21 protein-coding genes and 1 tRNA gene are annotated in these 22,850 nt (G+C 59.1%); 2 read left to right on the top strand and 20 right to left on the bottom strand.

Going from position 1 to position 22,850, the window contains the following annotated elements; genetic code table 11:
• Positions 1-3: 3 nt before the first annotated feature.
• The 12 genes from ACWHTU_RS03725 to hpnH form a co-directional block, all read right to left on the bottom strand.
• Positions 4-2,379 (bottom strand): c-type cytochrome, encoded by a 2,376-nt coding sequence (locus tag ACWHTU_RS03725; RefSeq protein WP_447861759.1) that lies wholly within the window; start codon positions 2,377-2,379, stop codon positions 4-6.
• Positions 2,380-2,406: 27 nt separating this feature from the next.
• Positions 2,407-3,444 carry a hypothetical protein gene (locus tag ACWHTU_RS03720; RefSeq protein WP_447861758.1) on the bottom strand — a complete coding sequence of 346 codons (1,038 nt, stop codon included), beginning with the start codon at positions 3,442-3,444 and terminating at the stop codon, positions 2,407-2,409.
• A gap of 49 nt (positions 3,445-3,493) precedes the next feature.
• Complete coding sequence (locus ACWHTU_RS03715; RefSeq protein ID WP_447861756.1) at positions 3,494-4,579, bottom strand: cytochrome b; 1,086 nt, start codon at positions 4,577-4,579, stop codon at positions 3,494-3,496.
• A gap of 51 nt (positions 4,580-4,630) precedes the next feature.
• On the bottom strand, positions 4,631-4,864 hold the full coding sequence (gene atpE / locus ACWHTU_RS03710; protein WP_447861754.1) for an ATP synthase F0 subunit C: 234 nt from the start codon (positions 4,862-4,864) through the stop codon (positions 4,631-4,633).
• Positions 4,865-4,922: 58 nt separating this feature from the next.
• A complete protein-coding gene (locus tag ACWHTU_RS03705; RefSeq protein WP_447861752.1) occupies positions 4,923-5,117 on the bottom strand; it encodes a hypothetical protein in 195 nt (64 codons plus the stop codon).
• A 22-nt stretch (positions 5,118-5,139) separates the two neighbouring features.
• Positions 5,140-6,081: a QcrA and Rieske domain-containing protein gene (locus tag ACWHTU_RS03700; RefSeq protein WP_447861750.1), complete on the bottom strand. Its 942-nt coding sequence runs from the start codon at positions 6,079-6,081 to the stop codon at positions 5,140-5,142.
• 1 nt (position 6,082) lies between these two features.
• Positions 6,083-6,886 carry a c-type cytochrome gene (locus ACWHTU_RS03695; protein WP_447861748.1) on the bottom strand — a complete coding sequence of 268 codons (804 nt, stop codon included), beginning with the start codon at positions 6,884-6,886 and terminating at the stop codon, positions 6,083-6,085.
• Positions 6,887-6,924: 38 nt separating this feature from the next.
• A complete protein-coding gene (locus ACWHTU_RS03690) occupies positions 6,925-8,628 on the bottom strand; it encodes a cytochrome ubiquinol oxidase subunit I (RefSeq protein WP_447861746.1) in 1,704 nt (567 codons plus the stop codon).
• A 40-nt stretch (positions 8,629-8,668) separates the two neighbouring features.
• Positions 8,669-9,229: a c-type cytochrome gene (locus ACWHTU_RS03685; RefSeq protein WP_447861745.1), complete on the bottom strand. Its 561-nt coding sequence runs from the start codon at positions 9,227-9,229 to the stop codon at positions 8,669-8,671.
• A gap of 232 nt (positions 9,230-9,461) precedes the next feature.
• Positions 9,462-9,968: a carboxypeptidase-like regulatory domain-containing protein gene (locus ACWHTU_RS03680; protein ID WP_447861744.1), complete on the bottom strand. Its 507-nt coding sequence runs from the start codon at positions 9,966-9,968 to the stop codon at positions 9,462-9,464.
• A gap of 312 nt (positions 9,969-10,280) precedes the next feature.
• The gene (locus ACWHTU_RS03675) at positions 10,281-10,670 is read right to left on the bottom strand and encodes a hypothetical protein (RefSeq protein ID WP_447861742.1); all 390 of its coding nucleotides are present in this window, start codon (positions 10,668-10,670) and stop codon (positions 10,281-10,283) included.
• A 104-nt stretch (positions 10,671-10,774) separates the two neighbouring features.
• The gene (hpnH, locus tag ACWHTU_RS03670) at positions 10,775-11,791 is read right to left on the bottom strand and encodes an adenosyl-hopene transferase HpnH (RefSeq protein ID WP_447861741.1); all 1,017 of its coding nucleotides are present in this window, start codon (positions 11,789-11,791) and stop codon (positions 10,775-10,777) included.
• A 277-nt stretch (positions 11,792-12,068) separates the two neighbouring features.
• Here hpnH and ACWHTU_RS03665 point away from each other — a divergent pair, with 277 nt between their 5' ends.
• Positions 12,069-12,758: a hypothetical protein gene (locus ACWHTU_RS03665; protein ID WP_447861740.1), complete on the top strand. Its 690-nt coding sequence runs from the start codon at positions 12,069-12,071 to the stop codon at positions 12,756-12,758.
• Positions 12,759-12,768: 10 nt separating this feature from the next.
• On the opposite strand, the gene ACWHTU_RS03660 is transcribed toward ACWHTU_RS03665, so the two are convergent.
• From ACWHTU_RS03660 to ACWHTU_RS03650, 3 genes are read right to left on the bottom strand one after another with little or no spacing between them, the layout of a single operon-like run.
• Positions 12,769-13,485 carry an FHA domain-containing protein gene (locus ACWHTU_RS03660; protein ID WP_447861738.1) on the bottom strand — a complete coding sequence of 239 codons (717 nt, stop codon included), beginning with the start codon at positions 13,483-13,485 and terminating at the stop codon, positions 12,769-12,771.
• 42 nt (positions 13,486-13,527) lie between these two features.
• Positions 13,528-14,382 carry a Stp1/IreP family PP2C-type Ser/Thr phosphatase gene (locus tag ACWHTU_RS03655; RefSeq protein WP_447861736.1) on the bottom strand — a complete coding sequence of 285 codons (855 nt, stop codon included), beginning with the start codon at positions 14,380-14,382 and terminating at the stop codon, positions 13,528-13,530.
• Positions 14,334-15,743 (bottom strand): serine/threonine-protein kinase, encoded by a 1,410-nt coding sequence (locus ACWHTU_RS03650; protein ID WP_447861734.1) that lies wholly within the window; start codon positions 15,741-15,743, stop codon positions 14,334-14,336. The genes ACWHTU_RS03655 and ACWHTU_RS03650 overlap by 49 nt, the downstream gene beginning before the upstream one ends.
• Before the next feature lie 364 nt (positions 15,744-16,107).
• On the opposite strand from ACWHTU_RS03650, the gene ACWHTU_RS03645 reads away from it, so the two are divergent.
• Positions 16,108-16,410: an RNA recognition motif domain-containing protein gene (locus tag ACWHTU_RS03645; RefSeq protein ID WP_447861731.1), complete on the top strand. Its 303-nt coding sequence runs from the start codon at positions 16,108-16,110 to the stop codon at positions 16,408-16,410.
• Positions 16,411-17,001: 591 nt separating this feature from the next.
• Here the strand turns inward: ACWHTU_RS03645 and ACWHTU_RS03640 are convergent.
• The 5 genes from ACWHTU_RS03640 to ACWHTU_RS03620 all read right to left on the bottom strand — a co-directional run bounded on the left by ACWHTU_RS03640 (position 17,002) and on the right by ACWHTU_RS03620 (position 22,850).
• Positions 17,002-17,077 (bottom strand) — tRNA-Cys (locus ACWHTU_RS03640).
• A gap of 127 nt (positions 17,078-17,204) precedes the next feature.
• On the bottom strand, positions 17,205-18,398 hold the full coding sequence (gene ispG, locus ACWHTU_RS03635) for a flavodoxin-dependent (E)-4-hydroxy-3-methylbut-2-enyl-diphosphate synthase (RefSeq protein ID WP_447861729.1): 1,194 nt from the start codon (positions 18,396-18,398) through the stop codon (positions 17,205-17,207).
• A 77-nt stretch (positions 18,399-18,475) separates the two neighbouring features.
• Positions 18,476-20,443: a 1-deoxy-D-xylulose-5-phosphate synthase gene (gene dxs, locus ACWHTU_RS03630; RefSeq protein ID WP_447861727.1), complete on the bottom strand. Its 1,968-nt coding sequence runs from the start codon at positions 20,441-20,443 to the stop codon at positions 18,476-18,478.
• A 174-nt stretch (positions 20,444-20,617) separates the two neighbouring features.
• Complete coding sequence (locus ACWHTU_RS03625; protein WP_447861725.1) at positions 20,618-21,634, bottom strand: DUF3187 family protein; 1,017 nt, start codon at positions 21,632-21,634, stop codon at positions 20,618-20,620.
• A 22-nt stretch (positions 21,635-21,656) separates the two neighbouring features.
• A complete protein-coding gene (locus ACWHTU_RS03620) occupies positions 21,657-22,850 on the bottom strand; it encodes a BamA/TamA family outer membrane protein (protein WP_447861723.1) in 1,194 nt (397 codons plus the stop codon).

The following is a 22,850-nucleotide window of genomic DNA, read 5'->3' as shown; positions in this document are numbered from 1 at the left end:
CCATCAGAGCGCTCCCCTCGCAACAGTGGTTGGCATCGCGGCCTTCACAACCTCCTCCGGCTGCACCGTGACTTCCCCTCCCAGGCTTTGCACAAAGGCGATGACGGCCAACAGCTCCGCCTCCGTCAATCCCACCGGGGGTTTATTGATGGCCGGCATCTTGGCTGGGAACGGCTTGGGCGGTCCCTCGTGGTCATAAACCAGGTACGTGTAGGCCTGTGGTTGGGTGAGGGACTCATAGAGAAATTCCTTCGTGAGCTTGGCTCCGATGCCTTTCAGATCAGGACAGCGGGCCGCTTCGCTCGGACCAATCGAATGGCACAACGCGCATTGCCCCTTGCTGAAAAAGAGTTTCTGCCCCACTTTGACGATATCCGCCTGGGTTTTGATCTTCGAGGCGTCGAACTCCTCGTGCGCGGGCGGCAATGAGGGCGTCTGCGGAACTTGAAAGGCCAGAAAGGCAAAGGCGATCAAAAACGTACAGGCCGTAGCCGCAGCCTTCAAGAAATAGCGGGGCCGCGGCGCGGCCTGCGCGGCCGCTGGCTTGGGTTCGTCGAACCGGGACGTGAACCACCAGAGGAACGGCGCGATGAAGAAATACTGGAGCGAAAACGCGGGGCGCCGGACCGCACTGGAAACCACCCAGAACACGAAGGCCACCAGAAGCAGCACAATGAAGGTGCTCAATGACATGAAAGAACCCGCGTGGGCCAGCGCGGGGCTATAGGCATGGGGAGAGGTATCCTCCAACACCCCGTAGATATGCCAGTGGACGCGCGAGGAGGAACGCGCGTACCCCATCAGCGCCATCGTCAGGATCACGACCACGGCGTTGAGGATCAGCACGTGCTGGCTGCGGACCGGCATCCTGCCCCAATGCATCGGAATTCGCTTGGCGCCTCGCATGGACAAGACCGCGATGATGGTGGCTATGATGTAGGCGCCCAAGACGGTCAGCACCTGAGAGACGGAGAGCACGTAGACCCGGAACACGGCCGGCACGAAGTAACCGTAGACTCCAGCCCAGATGATGTAGAGCCCGGCCACGCCGAAGAGGACGAGCTGAGCGATGCGAGCCGCCTTCGCCCACCGGACCGTTTCTTGCTTATCGGCCCGCCAATAAATCAAAAAGCTCCCGAACGTGATCAGCAGCATCAGGTTCACGGCCGTCATCTTGGCCGACATGACCCCGAAGACGCCCAGGATGGGATGGTGGGTGCCACCCATCGCGCGGGCTTCTTGCAGGCTCGCTACCAAGCTGTGGGGCGTCAGCCAGACGCCAAAACAGACCAAGAGCGCCACCAGCATGGCCATAATCGGCTTCTTGTATTTCTCGGCTCCTTCCGTTCGGTAGGCTAATCCCAGCCAGAAATAGAGGTTGCTCCCGAGGAACATCGCCCCGATGAGGACCGCCTGGAGGATGAACAACCAGGAGAGGAATCCGCCCATCAGGGTAATCCCCATCTGCTGGTTATACCGGTAGATCTCCATCATCAGCCAATAGCCCGCGAAAGGAAGCGGGAGCAGGCCGAAAATGCCGATGAAATTGCCCACATACCCCATCCAATCGTAGTGCGCGCGCTCCTCCGGCGTTTGGGCGCCAAGATACTTCACAGCAGCGTAGGCTCCGCAAATGAATCCTCCCAACACCACGTTCGCGATGAGCCGGTGAACATTCAACGGCCACCAGGTCGCGTTCCACGCCGCGGCCCAGGCTTTCTCCCAAGGCCCCATCCCCTCCGGGATCACCACCGGACTGGCCTGAAAACTGGCCCACGTATTCGGGACGATCATGATGAAGAAAGCAAAGACATTCAGCAGAAACCCCAGGAACAAATGCAACCCCTGGCGCTCCTTTAAGGTCTCGAATCCGGACCAGTAGAAGTACAGGGTTGTCGTCGAACCAACGAACAGGAGCACGTAGATATAGTAAGTGGGAAGAAAGATGCTCGTCAGGTAATTCACCACCTTGGGATAGAGCGCCATGAGGACGAAGAGCAATGTGGCTCCTAACATGGCGGTCATTTCAAACGCGGCCGTGAGCAAATTCGTGAATTCCTTGGCGAGCCGCATGTAGCGCGGGTCTTTGGTCCGGACCGCAATGATGTGGCAGACCCACGCGAAAATAGGCACGCCCAGCACAAATCCGCCCAGGATCAGATGAACCTGCGCGACCAGCCACACGACATTGCGGCTTCCGATGCCGGGGATCTCGCGATAGGCCACGCCCTCGGACTGGGACACGGCATTCGCTCCCTCAGCCAGCCCCGCAGCCGGCAGCCCCATGAGAGCGACCAGTATCAGTAATCCGGCGATGGCGGCAATCTTCAAAGTCATCACGACGGGCGTTCGTGTTGAATGTCCATCCTGGTACGTCATGGAGCTTCTCCTCAACCGTTACCCAGGTTATGGCTTCTCGGGTTGTGAAGCGGCAGGAGCAGTACTCGCGGATTCGGAGACCGACCCGTTGTCAGCCTTCACTGCGGCCTTGTCTTTCCCTCCGGCCTTCTCCTTCCCCTTTCCCTTTTCTTTTGCCTCGTGCTCCGACTTATGCTCAAGGGCCTGCACGGTCGCTTCAGCCTGCGCCAGCAATTTCTCCGCCTTTTGCAACGCCTCGGCGGGTTTGAACGGCGGCTCGATCTTGACCTCGGGTCGCTTATAGGATTCATGCGGCCGAGGCGTCGTGGCCGGCAGAAACGCCCAGAACAGCAAAACCAGCACGGCGCCTGTTCCAGCAAACACCGTAAGTAACAACGGCTGGTCTGAAGGAATCCGTATCACATCCCATCGCCGAACGAGCGACTGGTAGGGCTCCGACGCGGGGCGCGCGGCCTTCACGTGCGGCTGCACGATCCGGCCGATGCTCCACAGCCATCCGACAATCAAGCCGAGCAAGACGAGCGTCACTGGCACGCCCCACAAATTCAGTTCGAGAGCGATCCGCTCGGCCACCGGCAGCGTTTTCAACCAGTCGGCCTCCATAATCGCGTGCGCAACGGAACGCGCGGCGCTGTACACCGTGCTTTCGACCAGACACAACAGCGGGAAGTAAATCGCGCTGACCAGTGCGATTTTCCACCACAGCGTCAGGCCCAGCCCTTCGGGTGGCTCGACCCGCAGCTTGTCCAAAAAGACCGTGCGCCCGGACAGGCCTAGCGCCCAGATATCGACGGGGATCGCCAGCAGGAACAGGAAGGCTAGCCCCGGGCCTTCGCCGAGGGGCAGATCAAACCCGACGCTGACGATTGGAAGACCGACCGCCGTCACCGGACTGGCAAGCAACAGCAGAAACGCCAGGCCCGCCCCCGCCTCCAGTTGCATCGCTCCGCTCGCGAGCATCAGCAGCGCCACAACCAATTTGATCGGCAGTCCGGTCCAGAAGGCGGGCCAGAGCACCAGAAGGGCGAGCTTCACCGGCGACATGTGCGAATCTTGCGCGGTCATGGTCCGAACAGCTCTTTTCTCCCGCCGCCCGCCTCGCGTACCCTGCCTCTCATTCCAGAAACTCCCGGTTAATGATCGCGGAAACTGTAAAGACCAGAATACCGGTCATGACGGCGATCCAACCGATCAGGGCAATAGGCCGTTTGAAGATGTTCCGCTCAGGATTCTTGTCAAGAAATGGAAGCGCGGCCAAGAAGAGCAGGAATCCAAGGGGAATCGCCACTCCGCCCAAGAATTGTCCGAATTCTCCGGCAAAAATCTTCAGTCTCAACATCTGAAAGAGAAAGAGAAAATACCATTCCGGTTCCGGGTGATAGTCTCCCGGGTCGGGGGTTGCCTCCTCCAAGAGCACCACCGGTTCCCAAAAGGCCAGCGCGCAGATCGTCACAAACACAACGCTCATCGCCACAACGTCTTTCCACACCTGGCGCGGGAAGAAGTAATCGGTCTTCGCCCTCAGCTCCTCTGCTGTCCCGCGAAAAGGCCCGGCCGGACCCGCCTTGCGGAACAAAAAGAGATGCAGCCCTGCCAACCCCATCAACGCCGCCGGAAGGATCATGACATGGATCACGAAAAAGCGGCTGAGCGTCATCTGTCCCGGTGTGGGCCCTCCCTTAAGAAACCGCGCGAGAAAGTCACCGACCACCGGCACCTTGTCCATGATTTCCACGCCCACTGTGGTCGCCCAGTACGCCCGCTGATCCCAGGGCAGTAAATAGCCTGTAAAGCCAAACGCCATCACGATGCCGAAGAGCGCCAGGCCGACGAGCCAGATCATCTCGCGCGGCTTCTTGTAAGCTCCCCACAGAAAGACCTGGGACATATGCGCGAAGACCATCACGACCATCGCCGAGGAGCCCCAAAAATGATAGCTGAGGAGAAACCATCCATAATCGACTTCATGGATGATGTACTGCGTGCTGGCGTAGGCATGATCAGTGCTGGGGACGTAATAAAACATCAACAGGACACCGGTGACCGCCTGCATGATGAAGATGAACAACAGGCATGACCCGAATACGTAGGCCCACCGAGATCCACCGGGAATGGGCTCGTTGAGCATCTTGGCCTGGATGGTCTTGAGGCCGACCCGTTCGTCGATAAAGGCAAGAGCGTTTTCAAAAAAGGTGTGCATGGCCATTTATTTTTTTGATGACAGCTACTGGTCGGGCCACAGACACACGTGCTATTTGGGACGGAGCCCCATAATGATGAACGCGATCACCAGCCCGTACAGCGCGATCGCCTCTACCAGCGCAAATCCAATCCACATATACTTGGCAACACGACCTTCGACTTCCGGTTGCCGACCGAGCGTGGCGATCATGGTCGAGAAGATCCAGCCAATACCAAGCGCCGCCCCGAAAAAGCCGAATGCGGCAAGCCCCATCCCAATCGCAATTGCGCCAAGATCTGTCATAGTCCTACCTTTGTCTGATTGACCACATTATTTTATTGCTCCCGATTGGCACCGCTCTTCAGAGGCGACTTCGCACGCGGACGAAGTAGGCCGCGAACACCACCGGCACCACACCCGCCACGGCGGTCACGCCCGCTAATGTGAAACAGGCCTCGCTGGGTAAGGAATCCGTCCGCACAATGAATCCGATGTCGATCACAATGACGACGAGGAGCGCGAGACACAGCGCTTTGAGCCATCGACCGGCGCCCATCCCCGCCATCCCCTCATTACGGTCAAACCAGTCGGATTTGTTCCCGGACACCCGCCTTGTATTCCACATCAATGATCTCAATGTCGCCGTTCGCCGCAACCCGGATCGGAACAGGATCCAGAGGGCGCGGCGCCGGACCGTCGAGCACCCTACCGCTTGCATCGTAAATGCTGAGGTGGCAGGGGCACAGAAAGATTTCCTTCCCGAGCTTAGGTACATTCCGCCACTTATAGCCGCACCCGAGGTGGGGACACTTTCCCGAAAACGCGACGTAGGGAACGTCTTTCTTGTTGGTCCAGACAACCCGGCCGGTGTGGTCCCTGAAATCCATATCCTTGCCCTGATAGACCCCTTCCAGAACCGCCGGAGAGGCTTTCAAAATCCAGACGTTTTTGTCGACCTCGGTTTCCGGCATGAACGCCTCTTTGACTTTCTTCTTGTACTTGAACTGGACCCCGACATCCTCTTTCTTGATCCGGTTCACATTGCCGATCCTGATCCACCGATTGTCAAAAGGCGCGTACATCGGCTTCATCAGGTAGCGCAGCACCGGGTAGACCATGGGAAGGCCGATCAACAACCCGATTGCATGGGTGAGACCGGTAAAGAACGTCCGGCGCTTGATGTCCCGCTCCAATTCAGGGACCGGCACCAGCACTTCGCCCGGCTCAACGTGGAGATGGTCCTCGAGATGCGCAATCTCGACCTCGCGGGTCGTGACATAGTCGTCGCGTTTAAACGAGGGCAGCTCGGCGATCTCGGCCGATGAGGTCCGTAACTGCACGGTGTCGTCTGTGACGGTCTGGACCTGAGCTATCGGCACTTGGCGTTCCAATGTTCCCGTTCCGTCGCCGACGACGATGTGGCTGATCTCTCGCGACAACGGATCGACGATGATCCTCCTGACTTCCCCGATCTCTCCGTCGGTACAGCGAACTCTTGCCTTGAGCTTGGGCTGCAACATGCTACTTCTTTTTGATAGGCCGAGGCGTGTTCACCGAAGTGTTCTTGAGCGTGGCCAGGAACGCGACCAGCGCATCAATTTCCCTGTCTTCCATCAATTCCTTGTACTTATCCGGCATCTTCTTTTTCTCGTATTCCTTCTCGAACCCTTCCGCCATCCAACTTTGCGGATCGAGAATCTTCTGCTTCAGCTGCTCGGGCGTCATCAGGTTACCGATGTTGTCCAATTCCGGCCCTCGCTTCTTGCCGCCCTGCCCGAAGAGCTTGTGACAGTTGTAGCATTCCTGTAGCTCCCATTGCTCCTTGCCGAGGGCGACCAGATCTCCCGCAGCCGCCGGCGGTGCCGCTCCCGGCTTCACGCTGTCTGTGCCAGGTGGCTCCGCAATCGTCTCCCCACCCACAGCCTTCAGCCTTGCCATGATCGCTTCAGCTTTTTCCTCGAGCTCTTTGGCCCGGGCGATTAATTCTTCGGCTTTCCCCTGCTCGGAAGCTTTCCGTTTCGGAGCCAGAATCTTCTCGATTTTGCCCTTTTCGTCTTCCGGATCGTACTGCGGCCACAGCGACGCGCCGGCGATATATACCGCGCACAGGATGACGTAGAAGACGACCAGGGCGACCACGGCCTTGGCCCCGTAAAGCGGCTTGACCGACGGGGCGTCCAGCATCATGAATACCACCGCGCCGAGGATTGCATAGCAGAAAAACATAATCTGGAAGACCAGAGGGAACCCTAGCGCTTTGGCCGCACCAAACAGCGCAGTTCCCACGACCAATCCGGCAACCGATTTCTTGATCACGTTCCCCATGAGGGCCCTCGTTCATCCCACGACGATTCTTGCTTGCCTCACTTCGCTCCCGCCGGCACAGGGCTCCCTTCGGGCACCGGCGCCTTTGCCTCCGCCGCTCGAAGCGTCACGAGAATGGCAAAACTGACCACGAGATAAAAAACCACCGTGATCGCCGTGATCCACCAGCCCGAGTAGGACAGCGTCGGGGTGAACGATTCGGCAGTGAAATCAGGCACAAGATTGTAGGTATGGAAATATTTCTTGAGCAGCGACCGCACGGCGCCCATCAGTCCCATCGTCCAGATGGCGCTGAACGCCAAGAAGACCAGGACGAATTGGGACGCGAAATCGATTTTCCCCCACACGATGGTGCCCTGTCTGATCGCACGGTTATAGATGACATAGTTCACGACCGTGACGAAAACCAGCGTAAACGCAGCGGAGTTCTTAGCCGGCATGAGTGCCAGGAAGTTCCAATCCGACGGCAACTCCAATTCCTCCACCAGCTTCGCCCCGGTCGGCACGAACCCGTGTGGGGTCATCCAAATGGCATTCCCCACAATCACCATCAAGAACCCGATCTTGATCACCGTCCTGGAAGAGACCGTGAACGGCACAAACTTCCCGAGCACCACAGGAAGCAAGACCAAGGGTACCAGGATGGCAAGGGAGGCAGGATCAGGAGCCGGGAACTGCGTCCAAGCCCAGGTCATGACGAAAGGAAGCGCGATCATCACCAGCGGCGTCAAAACGGTCATCCTGACCCGCTCCACCCCCTCGATCCGCTTCATGCTGAGCCAGATGTAATAATTGCTAGCCAGAAAGATCAATCCCACCATGGCTCCCTGCATCTCGAAAAACATGGAGAGTTGGTCGGCCATCATGTACGGACAAATGGAGGCGTCGTAATCGCACAGTTCGTAAGAAAGCAGATAGCCCATGAACGGCAGGAACATCAGCGCGCCCACGCCGATCAAATTGCCGACGAATCCCATCCAATCATAGTATGCTCGTTCTTCTTCCTTCTTGGCACCCATGTACATATAAGCGGCGATCAACCCGGCGATGAACCCGCCGAACGTCACGTTCCCAACGAGGCGATGCAGGTTCAGCGGCATCCAACTGTAGTTATAGACCTTATCCCACAAGCTGGCGGTCTGGATGAACTCCACGAGGGATACGCCTTCCGCTTTCGCCGGCGTGTTCATGAAGGAAGTCGGGCCGTCGATGACGAACAGCGTGATCGTGCCAATCAGATTCAGCAACACCCCAAGCGCAATGTGACGGGCTTTTTTGTGTCCTTTCCAAGTGTCCCAGGTGTAGAAATACATATAAAGCACGATGGTCTCTCCGATAAACAGCAACGGATAGATCACCGCGAAGATCATGAAGAAATGATTGATCAACCAGGTCGTGAATTGGGGATACGTGGCAAGCAAGACAAAGATGAACAGGCCGCCAGTCAAGGCCGTCATGCTGTACAAGATGACAGTGACTTTCGTGACCTCCTTGGCTAGTCGGTCGTACCTCGGGTCCTGTTTGCGGTACCCTAACCACTCCGAAATCACCACAAAGATCGGGGCGCCGAGTATGAATGCGGCAAACAGAATGTGGAGCTGCGCGACGATCCACACGGCGGTTCGATTTCCCGTATATGGAAATTCGACGCTGGGGGCACTCAGCTCCTGCGCATAGGCCGTGGCGGTCCACAACGCCACCAGCGTCGTTAGGGTCAAGAGACTGCGTTGCCATCTCGTCATAACGTCTCGCCGCCCCTCCTCTGCTTCTGTCTGAATCAGATCACTTTCCCGCTTCAGCGGCCGGCGGGGACGCTCCATCTCCGCTCGGCGCCGGGGCCGACGCTGCGGCCGGCCCCGCAGTCCCGACCGGAACCCAGGCGCTCTTGACCGGATCCCATTCTTGTCCTTTCAACGCAAAGGTCCGCTCAAAGGCCACCAGCTTCCATCGGTCCTCTTCAGAGAGTTTTGTCTTCCAAGCCTTCATTTTAGTGTTGGGCACCCCCTCAGAGATCCGCCAGAACCACACGGAATCGGAATAGAGCTTCATGCGCTCGGCGTTGCGAAAGTCGCGTGCACCTGCCTTGACCGGCTTGCCGTCTTTGCCGTGACAACTCGCGCAATTGACATCCGGATTTTTCTCGCCGATGAAGATCTGCCGCCCCTCTTCGACGATCTTATCGTCTGCCCACCACCCGGCAGGCATATGCTTGTCGGCGTATTCAGCCGGAGCCGGCGGTGGCGGCACGATAGGCCCTTCGCCCCCCTCGCAACCCGCAATTACTGCGCTCACGGTCACGGCACCCAGGATCCAAGCCATCTGCATCAAACCTGTGCGCTCCATAGACAATCACCCACTCCTTTCGTCTTCCCGAACATCAAGAAGGCGCTCTCAAACAGCGCCACCGTTTCGTTCAGAACGTCTAGACATGAAAAAAGACGCTTTCGCCCGAGCCCAGGCGGCCTCAAGCAAAAGCGCCATTGCCTACACGTGCGTCCCGGTCACGCCAGAGCCCCCTTCCCCGCCGCGTAACTGCGTCCGATCCGGCGAGGTACGAGAGCGCCCCACGGACCGCCTACAGTGATGTCTTCCCCTTCCCCTGACTCTTCTTGTCCCGCCGGCCGACTCGCCTCCGTCGTTTCCGAAGCCACTTCAGCCCGGCGAAGACAACTGCCGCCACTCCCATGCCGGATCCGTAATACACCCATCGTGGCGGCCCGCCAATGGTCTTTTCGCATCCCGACCCGAAATTGACCTGAACTTTCCGTTCTGTCTCAAGATCCTTCGGATCGAATTGGACCTTGATCCGCTGCTCCTCGTTTCCCGCGATGACAAGGACCGGATCGCCCAGATTGTCGTTGTGGAGGTGAAGAATCGCCTTGTAGTAACCATCTTCATCAGTCGACACCGTCGCCCCAATTGACACCCGCGTGTCTTTAACGACGACTTCGACGTTCGGGCTGGGCTGTCCGCTGCTTCCACACACGAATCCTTCCACCGTAAACCGGTGGTCGGCTTCATGCGTGGCCCAGACAGCGACCGGAGACGCCGTCAGAAAGAAACCCACGAGAAAAGTAGGCACCCATCGGCTCGCGGTCCACTGGCTGGCTCGTGTTGCACTCCATTCCCCACAGTTCAATGGACTATCGGCGATAGCTGAACCCTCCCCTCTCGCCTCAAGCCACGAAAAGCCTCATCAACACTGGGAGATGCCCGTTTTTGAGGCCGACCCTTTTAACATAGATGATTTTCTTTGTCAATAATTCGGCCAGCCCAACAAACGAGAAAAGCAACAGGAGATTTCAATGAGTTATGTTCGAAATCAAGCGCCTGAGTTAAGCAAAGTTCACAGGACGGCGCTTTGGAACGAGTAAAAAAGACGAGGGCTACAGGGCTACAGATGACCGCGGGCCCTCGCGACGGCGGCCGCCTGCTCCGACTCGGCGCGCCGCTGCGATTCTTTTTTCGCGACCCACGCTTCCCAGGACTTGCCGACAGCCGTGTCTTCGCCAGTGAACGCGATCGACACCACGTCGGCGTAAGCGATCTTGCGGGTGCCTGGAAGCCCCTTTGGAAACAGCTCGAGGACGGGAGCGGCGCCGCCGGCGTCACGGTTGAAGACGTAGCCGGTGACCATCTCCCCTGATGCGAGTTCAAGTGTCACATCACCGCGATAATCGAACGCCAGCTCGACGGCCTCGCACAACTCATTCGCGCTCGACGGGCGTAACACCCGGCCATACAGCGTCTGATCCTCCGGTGTGTGGTACTTGGCATCGGTCATACAGAAGATGTGAAACGTGAATCGCTATGCACGAAACGGGAGGACGGGAGAAGCCACAGCTTGCCGTTGAACGGTTCGGTTCATGACAGACCAACAACGCATGTTTAACGGGCGTTGGGAAGAAGCGTCGCTTTGACAGTGCGGCCAAACCCGGACCAGGAACTGAACGTATCTTCGACCGCAGACGCTTCATACCCACAATGCACCATGCAGTCGGCGCACTTTTCGTTGCGTCCGGTTCCGTAGCGAGCCCAATCCGTCGTTTCCATCAACTCCCGGAACGTCCTGGCGTATCCGTCCTGGAGGAGATAGCAAGGCCGCTGCCAGCCGAAAATGTTGTAGGTCGGATTCCCCCACGGCGTGCACTGATACTCCCGTTTCCCCATTAAAAATTCCAGGAAGAGCGGCGATTGATTAAATCGCCAGCCTGGTTTGCGGTTGCTGAGGATCTTGGAGAACAATTCCCGCGTCCGATGGCGTTTCAAAAAATGCTGTTGATCAGGGGCCTTCTGGTAGCTGTAGCCTGGCGAGATCATCATGCCCTCGACACCCAGTTTCATCATTTCGTCGAAGAAGGCGCGGACCCTTTCAGGATTCGCATCATCGAACAGGGTCGTGTTGGTGGTGACACGAAACCCTCGCTTCAACGCGGCCTTGATCGCCCTCACCGCCGTCTCGTAAACGCCGTCCCGGCAGACGGCCCGATCATGTTCTTCCTTCAGGCCGTCCATATGCACGCTGAAAGTTAAATACTTGGACGGCGTGTACTCGTCGAGCTTCCGCTCCAGCAGGATCGCGTTCGTGCACAGGTATACGTATTTCTTCCGCGCTACCAACCCGCGGACGATCTCCGGCATTTCCGGATGGATCAGCGGTTCCCCTCCGGGGATGCTCACAATCGGTGCGCCGCATTCCTCGGCCGCCGCCCAACATTGCTCCGGCGTCAACCGCTTGTCGAGCACGTGATCGGGATACTGAATCTTTCCACAGCCGGCACAGGCCAGGTTACAGCGGAACAGCGGCTCTAGCATCAGGACCAGCGGGTAGCGTTTGATCCCTTTGACCTTTTGCGTCAGGACATACTTTGTGACGGTGAACATTTGGGAAAGCGGAACGGCCATCCCTTACTCCTTCCTGTGCCGTTGCAACTGAATAGGGGTGCGCGTGGAACCTACGGCTGGGTTCGCCGGTATGCGGGGCGGATTGTAACATCCTGTTTCCAGGCGCGTCAATTTGTTGAATTCGGACGGCGCTGCTGGCACGCTCCACCTTCCGAGAGCACACAGTGCTGCATCGCTCAACTCCGGCGATACCGAATGAGCGTGCAGAATTCTCGGGAAGTTTTCGCTTTTCGTCGGCTTTTGACGTATTCTCTCTTCAGCCGAAACGGAAATTGATATGCCTTCGTCTCGACCAACCGGGTCGCTCGCGGCGGGCTCTCTGAGCGTGCTCGTGCTCGGAATCGCGTGGGGAACGGTCCTGATGAGCATCGAGGCCTCACTGCAACCGGACACGTCTGCGGGACCGACTGTTCTCACGCCTTCCGATTCATCTTCCGATATGTCGCTTCGGCTGCGGAGTGCGTCGGCGGATGGCCCTTCCGTGCCGTCCCCTCGGACGTCGGCCGTTTCCTCTTCCTCGGCCCCCCTTGATCGTTCTCCGGACGACGCGGGACCAAACGCCGCTCGGTTTCCGTTTCCACTTTCGTCTTCGCCCGAAGACGCTCCCGGGAAGACCGAGGCGGTCCGCATCCCGGCCGTCGTCGCGATCAAATGCGAGGCGGAACTGGAACGGTTCTGTCCCGCTTCTCTCAGCAGCCGCGATCGCCTGCGCTGCATGCAGCGGAACGCGCACAAACTACCGTTCGCCTGCCAGAACGCCGTTCAGGCTCGCGTGACGCGGGCGAAAGAAAACCTGCGGCGGTTGCGGTTGGCTTGTGAGGCCGATGCGAGGCAATACTGTCGGCACGTGGGACCGAGGGAAGGACAGCTCCTGCAGTGTTTGGAAACCCGCGCGCAGGAAATTTCGGAGGGGTGTTTCCAAGCCCTGCCCAAGCGACCGGTCATCAACTTCGAATCGGCGCAGTGACAGCCGCGAGTCAGCACACAGCCTGGTCCCTCAGATAGAAATACATCCGGGCGCCGGCCACCTCCACAAGGTCGCCGTCCTTCAGATCGATCTGTCCGTTGACCGCCTGGTTGTTGACCAGCACTTTCTTCCCTGCGTCGGCCGCTACGATGTAATACCCCTCACTGCGGCGCCCAATCATGGCGGCCGTCTTCGGCGCGAACCAGCCAGCGAGCTTGATCGTTGCGTCAGGGCGTGATCCGATGATCGTCAGTTGCTTGGTGAGTTGGTACTCCTTGCGGTTGGTTCGGCCAGACACCACCTGGATTGTCCCGGTTTTTTGCGGTATCAGGCTCCAGCCTCGCGGGGTCGAGCCGGTGATGATCATTGTCCTGTCCGACGCGCTCACACCGGAAGAGTCTTCTGTGGTCGGAACCGCGCTCTCCTCCCGGAAAATCAACCGATGCTTCCCGACCGCCACCACATCCGTATCCCTCAATTGCCGTCGTTCGATCTTCTGACCATTGACGAACGTGCCGTTCGTGCTTCCCAAATCTTCCAGGAAATAGACCGCATGGATTTTGACTAAGCGGGCGTGTCGTCCGGACACGGCCGGATCGTCGACGACCAGATCGTTGCCGTCCTTGCGCCCGATAGTGAACTCGGACTTGGTAATCTCGATCTCTTTGGCCGTACCCCTGTGCGGTTTGACGATGAACTTGGGGCATTTGGTCGCAACTTCTTGCATGGCCTTCCTCCTTCCGCCGGACGGTTCTGCACTCCGCCGGTTTCAGCTCCATAGCCATTGCCGTATGCGGCGCCACAGCGTGAAGCGTAAGCCTTCGTGCAACACCACCACGATAACGGTCGTGTTATCGTTCCCGCCCGCATCGTTCGCCAAGCCGATCAGCCGCTCAGCCGCCACATCGGGAGGATTCCCACGGCGAACAGCCTGTAAAACCTCGTCGGAGGCTACGCCGTTCGTCAGTCCGTCCGAACACAACAACACGATGTCTTCGCTCATCACCGGCACCTCGCCCAATTCCACCTCCACAGTCGATTCCACGCCCAGCGCCCGAGTGAGTACGTGCTTGCGGGAAGATCGTTCCGCCTCCTCTTCGCTCAGAAGGCCACGGCGTACATGGTCGCGCACGAGCGAATGGTCGGCCGTGAGTAACTGCATCGCGCCGTCACGAATCAGATAGGCGCGGCTGTCGCCGACATGCGCCACCGAAAGAATGCAGTCCGTAAGGAGGACGGAGACCACGGTCGTACCCATGCCGGCGCACTCCGGACGCCGCCACGATTCCCGATAGATGACCTGATTGGCGAGCCGAACGGCGCTGGCCAACCGGTTCGTCGGCAGCAAGAAATTCGGATCGTATTCCCCGACGAAGGGAAGCTCGTCGCCGCGGGAGGTGTCGGCGAGATGGCGATGAATCACTTCCGCGGCGATCCCGCTGGCCACCTCGCCAGCGTTGCAGCCGCCCATTCCGTCACAGATCAAATAAAGGCCAAGTCCCGGGTCGGCGCAGAATCGGTCCTCATTATGAGACCGCTGCAAGCCGACGTCCGACCTTGCCGCGTAGGTGCTCATCATGCGCGAGCCGCAGCCGGAGCGGATAGCGCGAGGTGTTGCAAACATACACGGAGATCCTGTGCCATGTCACCAGCCCGTCGATACCGGCTGGCCAAATCCTTTTGAAGCGCCCGATCAACGATTTCTTGAGCCCGGATCGGCAGATCAGGACGAATCTGGCTCAACACCGGATGCGGCTCACGAGCGATCTTGTACAGCAGTGAAGTGACATCGTCGGCGTCGAACGGCCTGCATCCCGTGAGCAGTTCGAACAGGACGAGACCCAACGAGAACGTGTCCGAGCGGCCGTCGACGACTTTGCCCATGATCTGTTCCGGCGACATGTACCCGGGCGTGCCGAGGATCACGCTTGTCTTGGTTTTCCCGGATGTCGTGATCCGCGCGATTCCGAAGTCCATGACTTTCACTAACCAATCCTTCGTCACCATGATATTCGATGGCTTGATGTCCCGATGCACAATTCCCTGGCTATGGGCGTAATCCAACGCATCCGCAACCGTCGCAACAATCTCCATCGCTTTCGCAACCGGAAACAGGTTCCCTCTCCGGCACCACTGCGTCAATGTGTTGCCTTCCAGATATTCCATCGCGATATATACCAGGCCGTTCTGTTCGCCTGCGTCGTAGATGGTCACAATGTGTGGATGCGAGAGCCGGCCCGTCGATTCGGCTTCCCGAAAGAAGCGTTTTTTGACCTCCTCGATCTCACACGAATCGTCCACTTCGTCCAACCGTATCGTCTTGATCGCGACGAACCGCTGGATCATCGGGTCCTTACCCAAATACACGATTCCCATCGCGCCGCGGCCCAATTCCTTGACAATCCGGTACCGGCCCAATGTCGAACCCACGCAATCAGTCGAGCCGGCATGTTTTCGTTCGCGCCCGGTCCCGGCCAGCAGATCCGCCGACCGCCCGCCTTCAAGCAATCGCGTCTCATCGACCATCCGGGTCCGGGGGAAGCCTCCGGCGCAGAAGGCTTTGAGTGTATCCCAGCGGCCAATCCAGGTGACGGTCAGCCAGACGGCGGCGCTGCCGAGCATGCCGGTGTACAGCCAGCGATAGCGCTGGCGGCCGATCTGATCGAGCAGAGTCGAGCCATGGACAGCAAACATCTTGTTCGCGAAAAAGACCACGCCGAACGTGGCGACCGGGAGCAGAACAGCCTGCAGAAACTCGACGCCTTTGGTCTTCCGAAAAAGCCGGCGTGACATGTGGTAAGCCATCGTCCAGGCCATCAGAAGCGCGATGCCGTCGGCAGCCAGGCGCGTCATCTGAGAGGCGTTCAGACCTATGACGTTGATGGAGACCTGCCTCACTGCCTCAAGGTTGGCCAGAAAAGGGCCAAGCAGCAACACGATCACGATCACCAGCAGGTACTGTCGAAGCCAGCTCCAGGCCTTCATCTTGAAACCCTTTCTCTCTGTGTTTCCAGTGTAGCGAAAGGCTGCGGACTGTCAACGAAACGGCTGAAAGAAGCAGGACGGAGAGTCTTCAGGATAATCTTTGAAGAAGACGGTAGAGAATCTGGTGAAGTCCTACATCGACTCTGAACGATTTGACCCATCCTCTCCTGTATGTTACTGTACGGCTCGCGTACGAGCCGCAAAACTACCTACCAATCGCGCACTCGCCCATCTCATTGTGTCTGCGCGACCGGTATCTTAGTCCAGGCTGCTCCCACGGTCAGACAGCTTGACAGATCATGGCGCTAACCGGTCGCTCGGCATGGGCTGTGTTCTTACGCGGAGGAAAAAAAGGAGGAATCGCATGCGCACGAAAATTTATGTCGGCGGCTTGCCTTATTCGACCACCGAACCGCAGCTCACCGAACTGTTTACCCCTCATGGCAAGGTGGAGTCGGTGCGTGTCATCACCGACAAGTACACCGGGCAGTCGCGGGGCTTCGGCTTTGTGGAGATGGCGACGGCCGAAGAGGCCAAACGGGCGATCGCGGCGTTGAACGGGACCGCACTCGAAGGTCGGACTTTGACCGTGAATGAAGCGAGACCGCCTGAAGCCCGCCACGGAGGAAGTCACAGTGATCGTGGTGGCCGCAAAGGCCGCTGGTAACTCGCAGCCAAAGCAAAGATGGCAGGATAGAGGGCTTCGCGCTCCTGCCCGAAGGGCTTAGCCCGAGGAGGTCATCATCGCAAGACGAGGAAAAGCCACGCTTGCGAAGCGCGACCGCGAGCGCGCCAAGCAGGCCAGACAAAAAGAGAAGGAAGCCCGCCGCGCTGTTCGCAAGGCGAACAAAGCCGCTCGGCCGGTGCCGGCAGACGGCCAAGACCCGGACCTCGCCGGCCTCACTTGGGGGCCGCAGGCTCCGCTGTTTTGATCGCACCCAGCGGGTTGCCAAGTTTCACCATTCTGATCTGAAACAGGCAGACCCCGCGCCACTTCGGCCAAGACCGTCTTTGCCATTCGCTCGCCACTCCCCAGTAAGCTTACGTCACCACCAGGATAATAAAGTAGAAGGGAACCCGCCCGAGAGAAGCAAGTGGCTTCACCAGAGACAGTGCAACATCCGCGCACGTGCTCTTGGAGGTGTGTGATCGCGCAGGGGAAAAGCTGTCTCGTGGCGGGACCGACGTCAGGGGAATTCTCCGCCGCCACCAATCACGAAAAAAGCGACAAAGAGCCGGCGGCTCAGCAAGCTCGGGGTGGAGGCGCCGGGCGGGTTCGAACCGCCGCATCGCAGTTTTGCAGACTGCTCCCTTAGCCACTTGGGTACGGCGCCGCGGTCGGCATTATAACGAGGCGCCGCTTTCAAACTCAATAATCAACGGTGTTTCCAGGTAAGGGCGTACGGGATCCTGATCGAGACAACGGATCGCGGCGCCTCGCAGACAGGATCGGGAGACTTTCTAGTTTTTGTCGGAAAGCACCGGCAGTTCGCGCACGAGCGAAGTTGTGGCCACGGAGCCATCAGAACGCAGCAGCGATGAGGCATGTTCGCGGACGAGGGCGACATGTTCGTCGCGTGCACCCTCCGCCTCCTTTTCTCTGGCCAGCAGCTCGACTTCTTCGATCAAGCGATCCATGAGTTCGGCCATCGGCACTTTGCAGACGAGTTTGCCTTTCTTGAACAGAATCCCCACCCCTTCGCCTCCGGCAACGCCGATGTCGGCTTCTTTTCCTTCGCCAATTCCGTTGACGACACACCCGAGAACCGACACGTTGAGCGGCGTCTTGATGTGAGCAAGCCGTTTTTCGAGCTCGTTCGCCATCCGGACTACGTCGATCTCCACGCGGCCGCAAGTCGGGCAGGCGATCACATTGATCCCGCGATGGCGCAGTTCCAGCGATTTCAGAATCTCGAACCCGACCTTGACCTCTTCAACCGGATCGGCGGCCAGCGACACGCGCAGCGTGTCGCCGATGCCGTGGGAGAGCAGCCAGCCTAGCCCGATCGCCGACTTCACCGCCCCGGTTATCGCGGTGCCGGCCTCCGTGATGCCGATGTGCAGCGGATAGTCGGTTTGGTGTGCGAACAGCCAGTAGGCGTCGATCGCCATGTGCACGTCCGAGGCCTTCAGCGACACCTTCATATTCGTGAAGCCGACGTCTTCCAGCGCATGGACGGCATTCAACGCCGACTCAGCCAGCGCTTCCGCCGTCGGGTACCCGTACTTGTCCAGCAGAGCCCGTTCCAGCGATCCCCCGTTGACGCCGATCCGCAACGGAATCCCGCGGTCGTTCACCGCCTTAATGACTTCGGCCACTTTCCACCAGGCACCGATGTTACCGGGATTGATCCGCACGCAGTCCACCACTCCGGCCGCCTTGACCGCCAGACGGTGGTCAAAATGGATATCGGCGATAAGCGGCACACTCATCTGCGCTTTGATCTTTGGGAGCGCCTCTGCCGCTTCCATGTCCGGCACGGCCACGCGGATCAGCTCACAGCCTACCTCCTCGAGTTGACGAATCTGCTCCACCGTGGCTTTGACGTCGCGTGTATCGGTGGAACACATGGACTGGACGGAGATCGGTGCATCTCCGCCGATCTTCACGTTTCCGACCCGGATCTGCCTGGTTTTCCTCCGCGCAATACGCATCTCGTTATCGCCACCTGCGTCCGGTGTATCTCATCGCTTGTGAAGCCTGAAGGGCGCCACACGGTGCAAACGGCGGTCTAGCTCCCCTGTTCATCTCCGACCGACGCACCGCTGAAGGACGCATAGCCGGTACCCAGACTGCATTTGGCGCCAACCGCTCCACGACGGGTGGTCGTGCATGCCATGAGCACCTTGACGCTCTGGTAAATGCCTTCTGCCGTGAGCCCGTACTTCTCGCGCAACAGGTCCTGTGGTCCCTGTTCAATATACCAGTCCGGCAACCCGATGAGTTTGGTGCGCAGGTGCGTGACACCTTCGTCGGACAATGCTTCGAGGACGGCTGAACCGAATCCGCCCATCTTGCATCCTTCCTCGACCGTGACCAGATAACGGACCCGCCGTGCCACCCCGACAATCAAGTCCTTGTCGAGAGGCTTCACGAACCGCGCATTGACAACTGCGGCGGAAATGCCCTCCTGCTCCAGCCGTTCCGCCGCCCGAACGGCCTGCCAAACCGTCACGCCGACGGCAACGATGGCGACGTCTTTTCCATCCCGCAACAGCTCGCCTTTTCCGATCGGAAGCGCCGTCGGTTCCCGATCCATCTCAACTCCCAGGCTGACGCCCCGCGGATAACGTACCGACGCCGGGCCATTATAGGTCAGGCAGGTTTTCACCATGTGCTGCAGCTCGTTCTCGTCCTTTGGAGCCATGACCACCATATTGGGGACATGCCGCAGATAGGCGTAGTCGAACGCGCCGTGATGCGTCGTCCCGTCTTCGGCGACCAAGCCGCCCCGGTCGATGCAGAACGTGACCGGCAGGTTTTGCGTGGCCACGTCATGAACCACTTGGTCGTAGGCCCGCTGCAGGAACGTCGCATACATGGCGACGACTGGCCTCATGCCTTGAGCCGCCAGCCCGGCGGCGAACGTCACCGCATGCTGCTCCGCAATGCCGACATCATAGAGTCGCTCGGGAAATTCCTTCTCGAACGCCGTGAGACCGGTGCCTTCGCACATCGCCGCAGTAATGGCCACGATGCGTTTGTCCGACCGGGCCAGCTTCAGCAGCGTATCGACTGCAATCGCCGTGTAGGTTGGCCTCGGCGACTTTTTCGCCGGCGCACCGGTCTCCCGCACGAACGGCGGGCAGGCATGGAACCAGACCGGATTCTTCACAGCCGGCTCGTACCCCAATCCTTTTTTCGTGATGACGTGAAGCAGAATCGGTCCCTTCAACTTCAGCACGTTCTCCAATGTCGGAAGCAGATGGTCGAAGTTGTGGCCGTCGATCGGGCCGACATACTGGAAGCCCAGCTCCTCGAACAACAATCCCGGCAAAATCACGCCCTTCGCCAATTCTTCGGCGCGGCGCGCCATCTTCTGCATATCCGGCCCGATGCCCGGGATTAAACGCAGCAGATGGCCGGTTTCTTCGCGGACGCGCGTGTAAAACTCTCCCGTAAAGGTCCGGTTGAGGTAGGCGGAGATAGCGCCGACGTTCTTGGAGATCGACATCTGGTTGTCGTTCAGAATCACGAGGAAATCTTTGCCCAGCCCGCCAGCGTGATGCAATCCCTCCAGCGTCATGCCGGCCGTCATCGCTCCGTCGCCCACTACGCACACCACCTTATGCTTTTGGCCCTGCTGATCGCGCGCCTCCACCATGCCGAAGGCGGCCGACACGCCGGTGCCGGCATGGCCGGCGTTGAACGTGTCATAAACGCTTTCTTCGCGCTTACAGAACCCGCTCAACCCGCCGTACTGCCGCAGGGTATGAAACCGTTCGCGGCGACCGGTCAGCAGCTTATGGGTATATGCCTGGTTGCTGGTGTCCCACACGATCTTGTCATTCGGCGTATCCAGCAAATAGTGCAAGGCGACGGTCAATTCCACCACACCGAGGTTGGATGCGAGGTGCCCGCCGACGTTCGAGACCACTCCGATGATTTGTTCGCGTATTTCCTGGCAGAGTTCGGGGAACCGCTCCGGAGGAAGCCGTTTCAAATCAGCAGGGCTGTCTATGGTCTTCAACAACGACATCGTTCGTTCTCCTCGTGTGTCAGTGGTAATCGCCCGATCACTAGGGAAAGCGGCGTGGACAGGAGCTTTGAGAGCAGTAAATTCTTCGGGATCTCGGGCGACCGGCGCTCAGTCTCACACAGATTTCCGTTCGTGTCAAGCAATTCGCCCATGACCTGCCGCGCAGAGCACACTCTACCGCTCTCGATCGAATCGATAGGTGACCACGGTCGAAAGCGTAAAATCCGCTGCGCTGTCCCGAATGAAATCCAAATTTTCCACGCCGTAGACCTGCCAGAGCACATTCGGCCTGAGCCGGTAAGTGAAACCGACCGCCGACTCGGTGACTCCGCGGTCCAGTGGTTTGAGGCCGGTCCCGTGAAACGGCGTGGAATAATAATCGAACTGGGCGGTGAGCGAGAGGTCCTTCGACCACAGATATTCCACCGCCGCGATCGCCGACATGAACGGTCGCAGCGCGAAGCCGCCGGCCCGACCGGTCGGAAAGACGCCGTTGACGTTGCCGTAGAAGATCCATCGCCCTGCCATCGTCTTTTCCGCAGCCAGCCCGATCCCCACGTCGGGATGTCCACTGCCGAAGAATTTGCCTTCGCCCCCCGTGGGCGTCTTGACCGCCAACCGCAACGAGACGGCCGGGAGCAACGCCCTCTGCGAGAGAAATTGGTATTTGCCGAGCAGGATCGTGTCGCCCAGTCCGAGGTCGCCGTCTGTTCCTGAAAAGCGGCTCTGCCCCCTGACCGTCAGATCGTACGCAAAGCCGCTATCCCGCAAGGCCGCCCGTGCCGGACTCAAGCCGGTGGTCGCCCGCTCGGTCGCCGTGATGACGCCTTCCAAGAACCCGCGATAGCGGTAAAGCCCCGGCACTTCCACGCCGATTTCCAATTGGTCTGTCAGACCGTAGCGCAAGAACACGCCGGATCGGAGTTGCTCGAACTTCATAACCGCGCGCGCTGACGCCATACGTTCGTTGAAAATGGTGCTGGTTTCGGCCAGCTCGATCCGCACATCCAGCCGACCTTTCTTGAGCACCTCGGCACGGTCGCCCGGCATGCCCAGGAAGAGTAGCTGGATCGGCTGAAAATTTCGGACCGGCAGCGGCCCGAAGCCTTCCGCCCGCGCGGCGGCCTGTCCCGAACAGACGGAACAAGCCAGCAGAACAAGGAGGAATGGCCAACGGACTTGTCCGGGCATTGCGCGCGCCACCGATAGACCGTCAGTAAGGGAAATCCAATCCGGCGAACACCGCTCCTCCTTCGCGGCTGTAGCCGTAGTCGACGCGGCCGACCACATTGGGCCGCACCAATCCGCGGAAGCCGATTCCCGGGGTCATCCGATAGTCCTTGAAGCTGACGTCCTTAAAGTTTTCGAACACTTGGCCCGTATCAAGGAACGGCGCGACCTCGAAGTCCGCGGTGACGCCGAACAGCTTGGTCCGCATCACGTGGATGCGTTCTTCGACGCTGACCGCCACCAGATGTTTGTCGATAAATCGATCCATCCCGAACCCTCGCAGGTTGTTCTGCCCGCCCAGCGAACTCTGCTCGAAGAACGGCACTTCGCCGCCCAGCGTCGCCTGCAGGTCCGCGCGCACAACCAGGATCGCCCGCTTGGATTCGCTAGGAAACAGCTTTTTGACTTCGATTTCGTACCTGGAGAACACGGGATGGTCGCCGTTGCGAAGATTCTGGTTCAGTTCGGCATAGGCGGTCACTTGCATGCCATCGGTCGGGGTGACCAAACTGTCGCGCGTGTCGTAATGAAAGGTGACCCGATGCCCCAAAATCGTCGCGCCGCGGACACCGTGGACGGCCGGAAAGCGATCCACGGTGAACGGCAGATCGGTCGCGCCACGTTGAAGACTTACGTCTCTGAACCGTTGGCCGACAGCGATCTGAGTCACCTCATTGGCGTGAAGACCGAACTTCCACCAGGCCCGACCCTCCCGCGCCGTGTAGTTCGTTTCGTCGCCTTCGACTGTCGTTTGCCCAATTCCCCAAAATCGCGCGGTCGCATTCTTGAAAAAGGTTCCTCCGTAGCTGAGCGCGTACCGCCCATGGCTGAAGGCCGGGTCTGTATAACTGAACAGCAGCTTCCGCTCGATCTGTTCCGTGAATGAGGCGATAAACCGCATCTCCCGCCCGCCCGGTTCGTAGCGAAAGATATTGAGCGCGCCCCGAACGCCGACGATCGAGTTGCGGATCACCATTGGCGCCACGAGATACTTCAGCTCGCCGTCAGGTTCGGTCACGAGAATCGGCACGATCAGGCCGGCGTCGTTCCCGTCGTTTCTGGTGGTGGACACGGAGGGGATTGGAAAATACTGGGTCTCCGCAACGGCCGACTGCGGCGCGAAGAGGGAGACAGCGCCTCCGAGCACGAGCAGGACCACAACGAGGAGTCGATGCAT

It is taken from the genome of Nitrospira calida (assembly GCF_976986435.1).
Note: the sequence above shows the minus strand (reverse complement) of the source record. Positions and strands in the feature narration are given on the sequence as shown.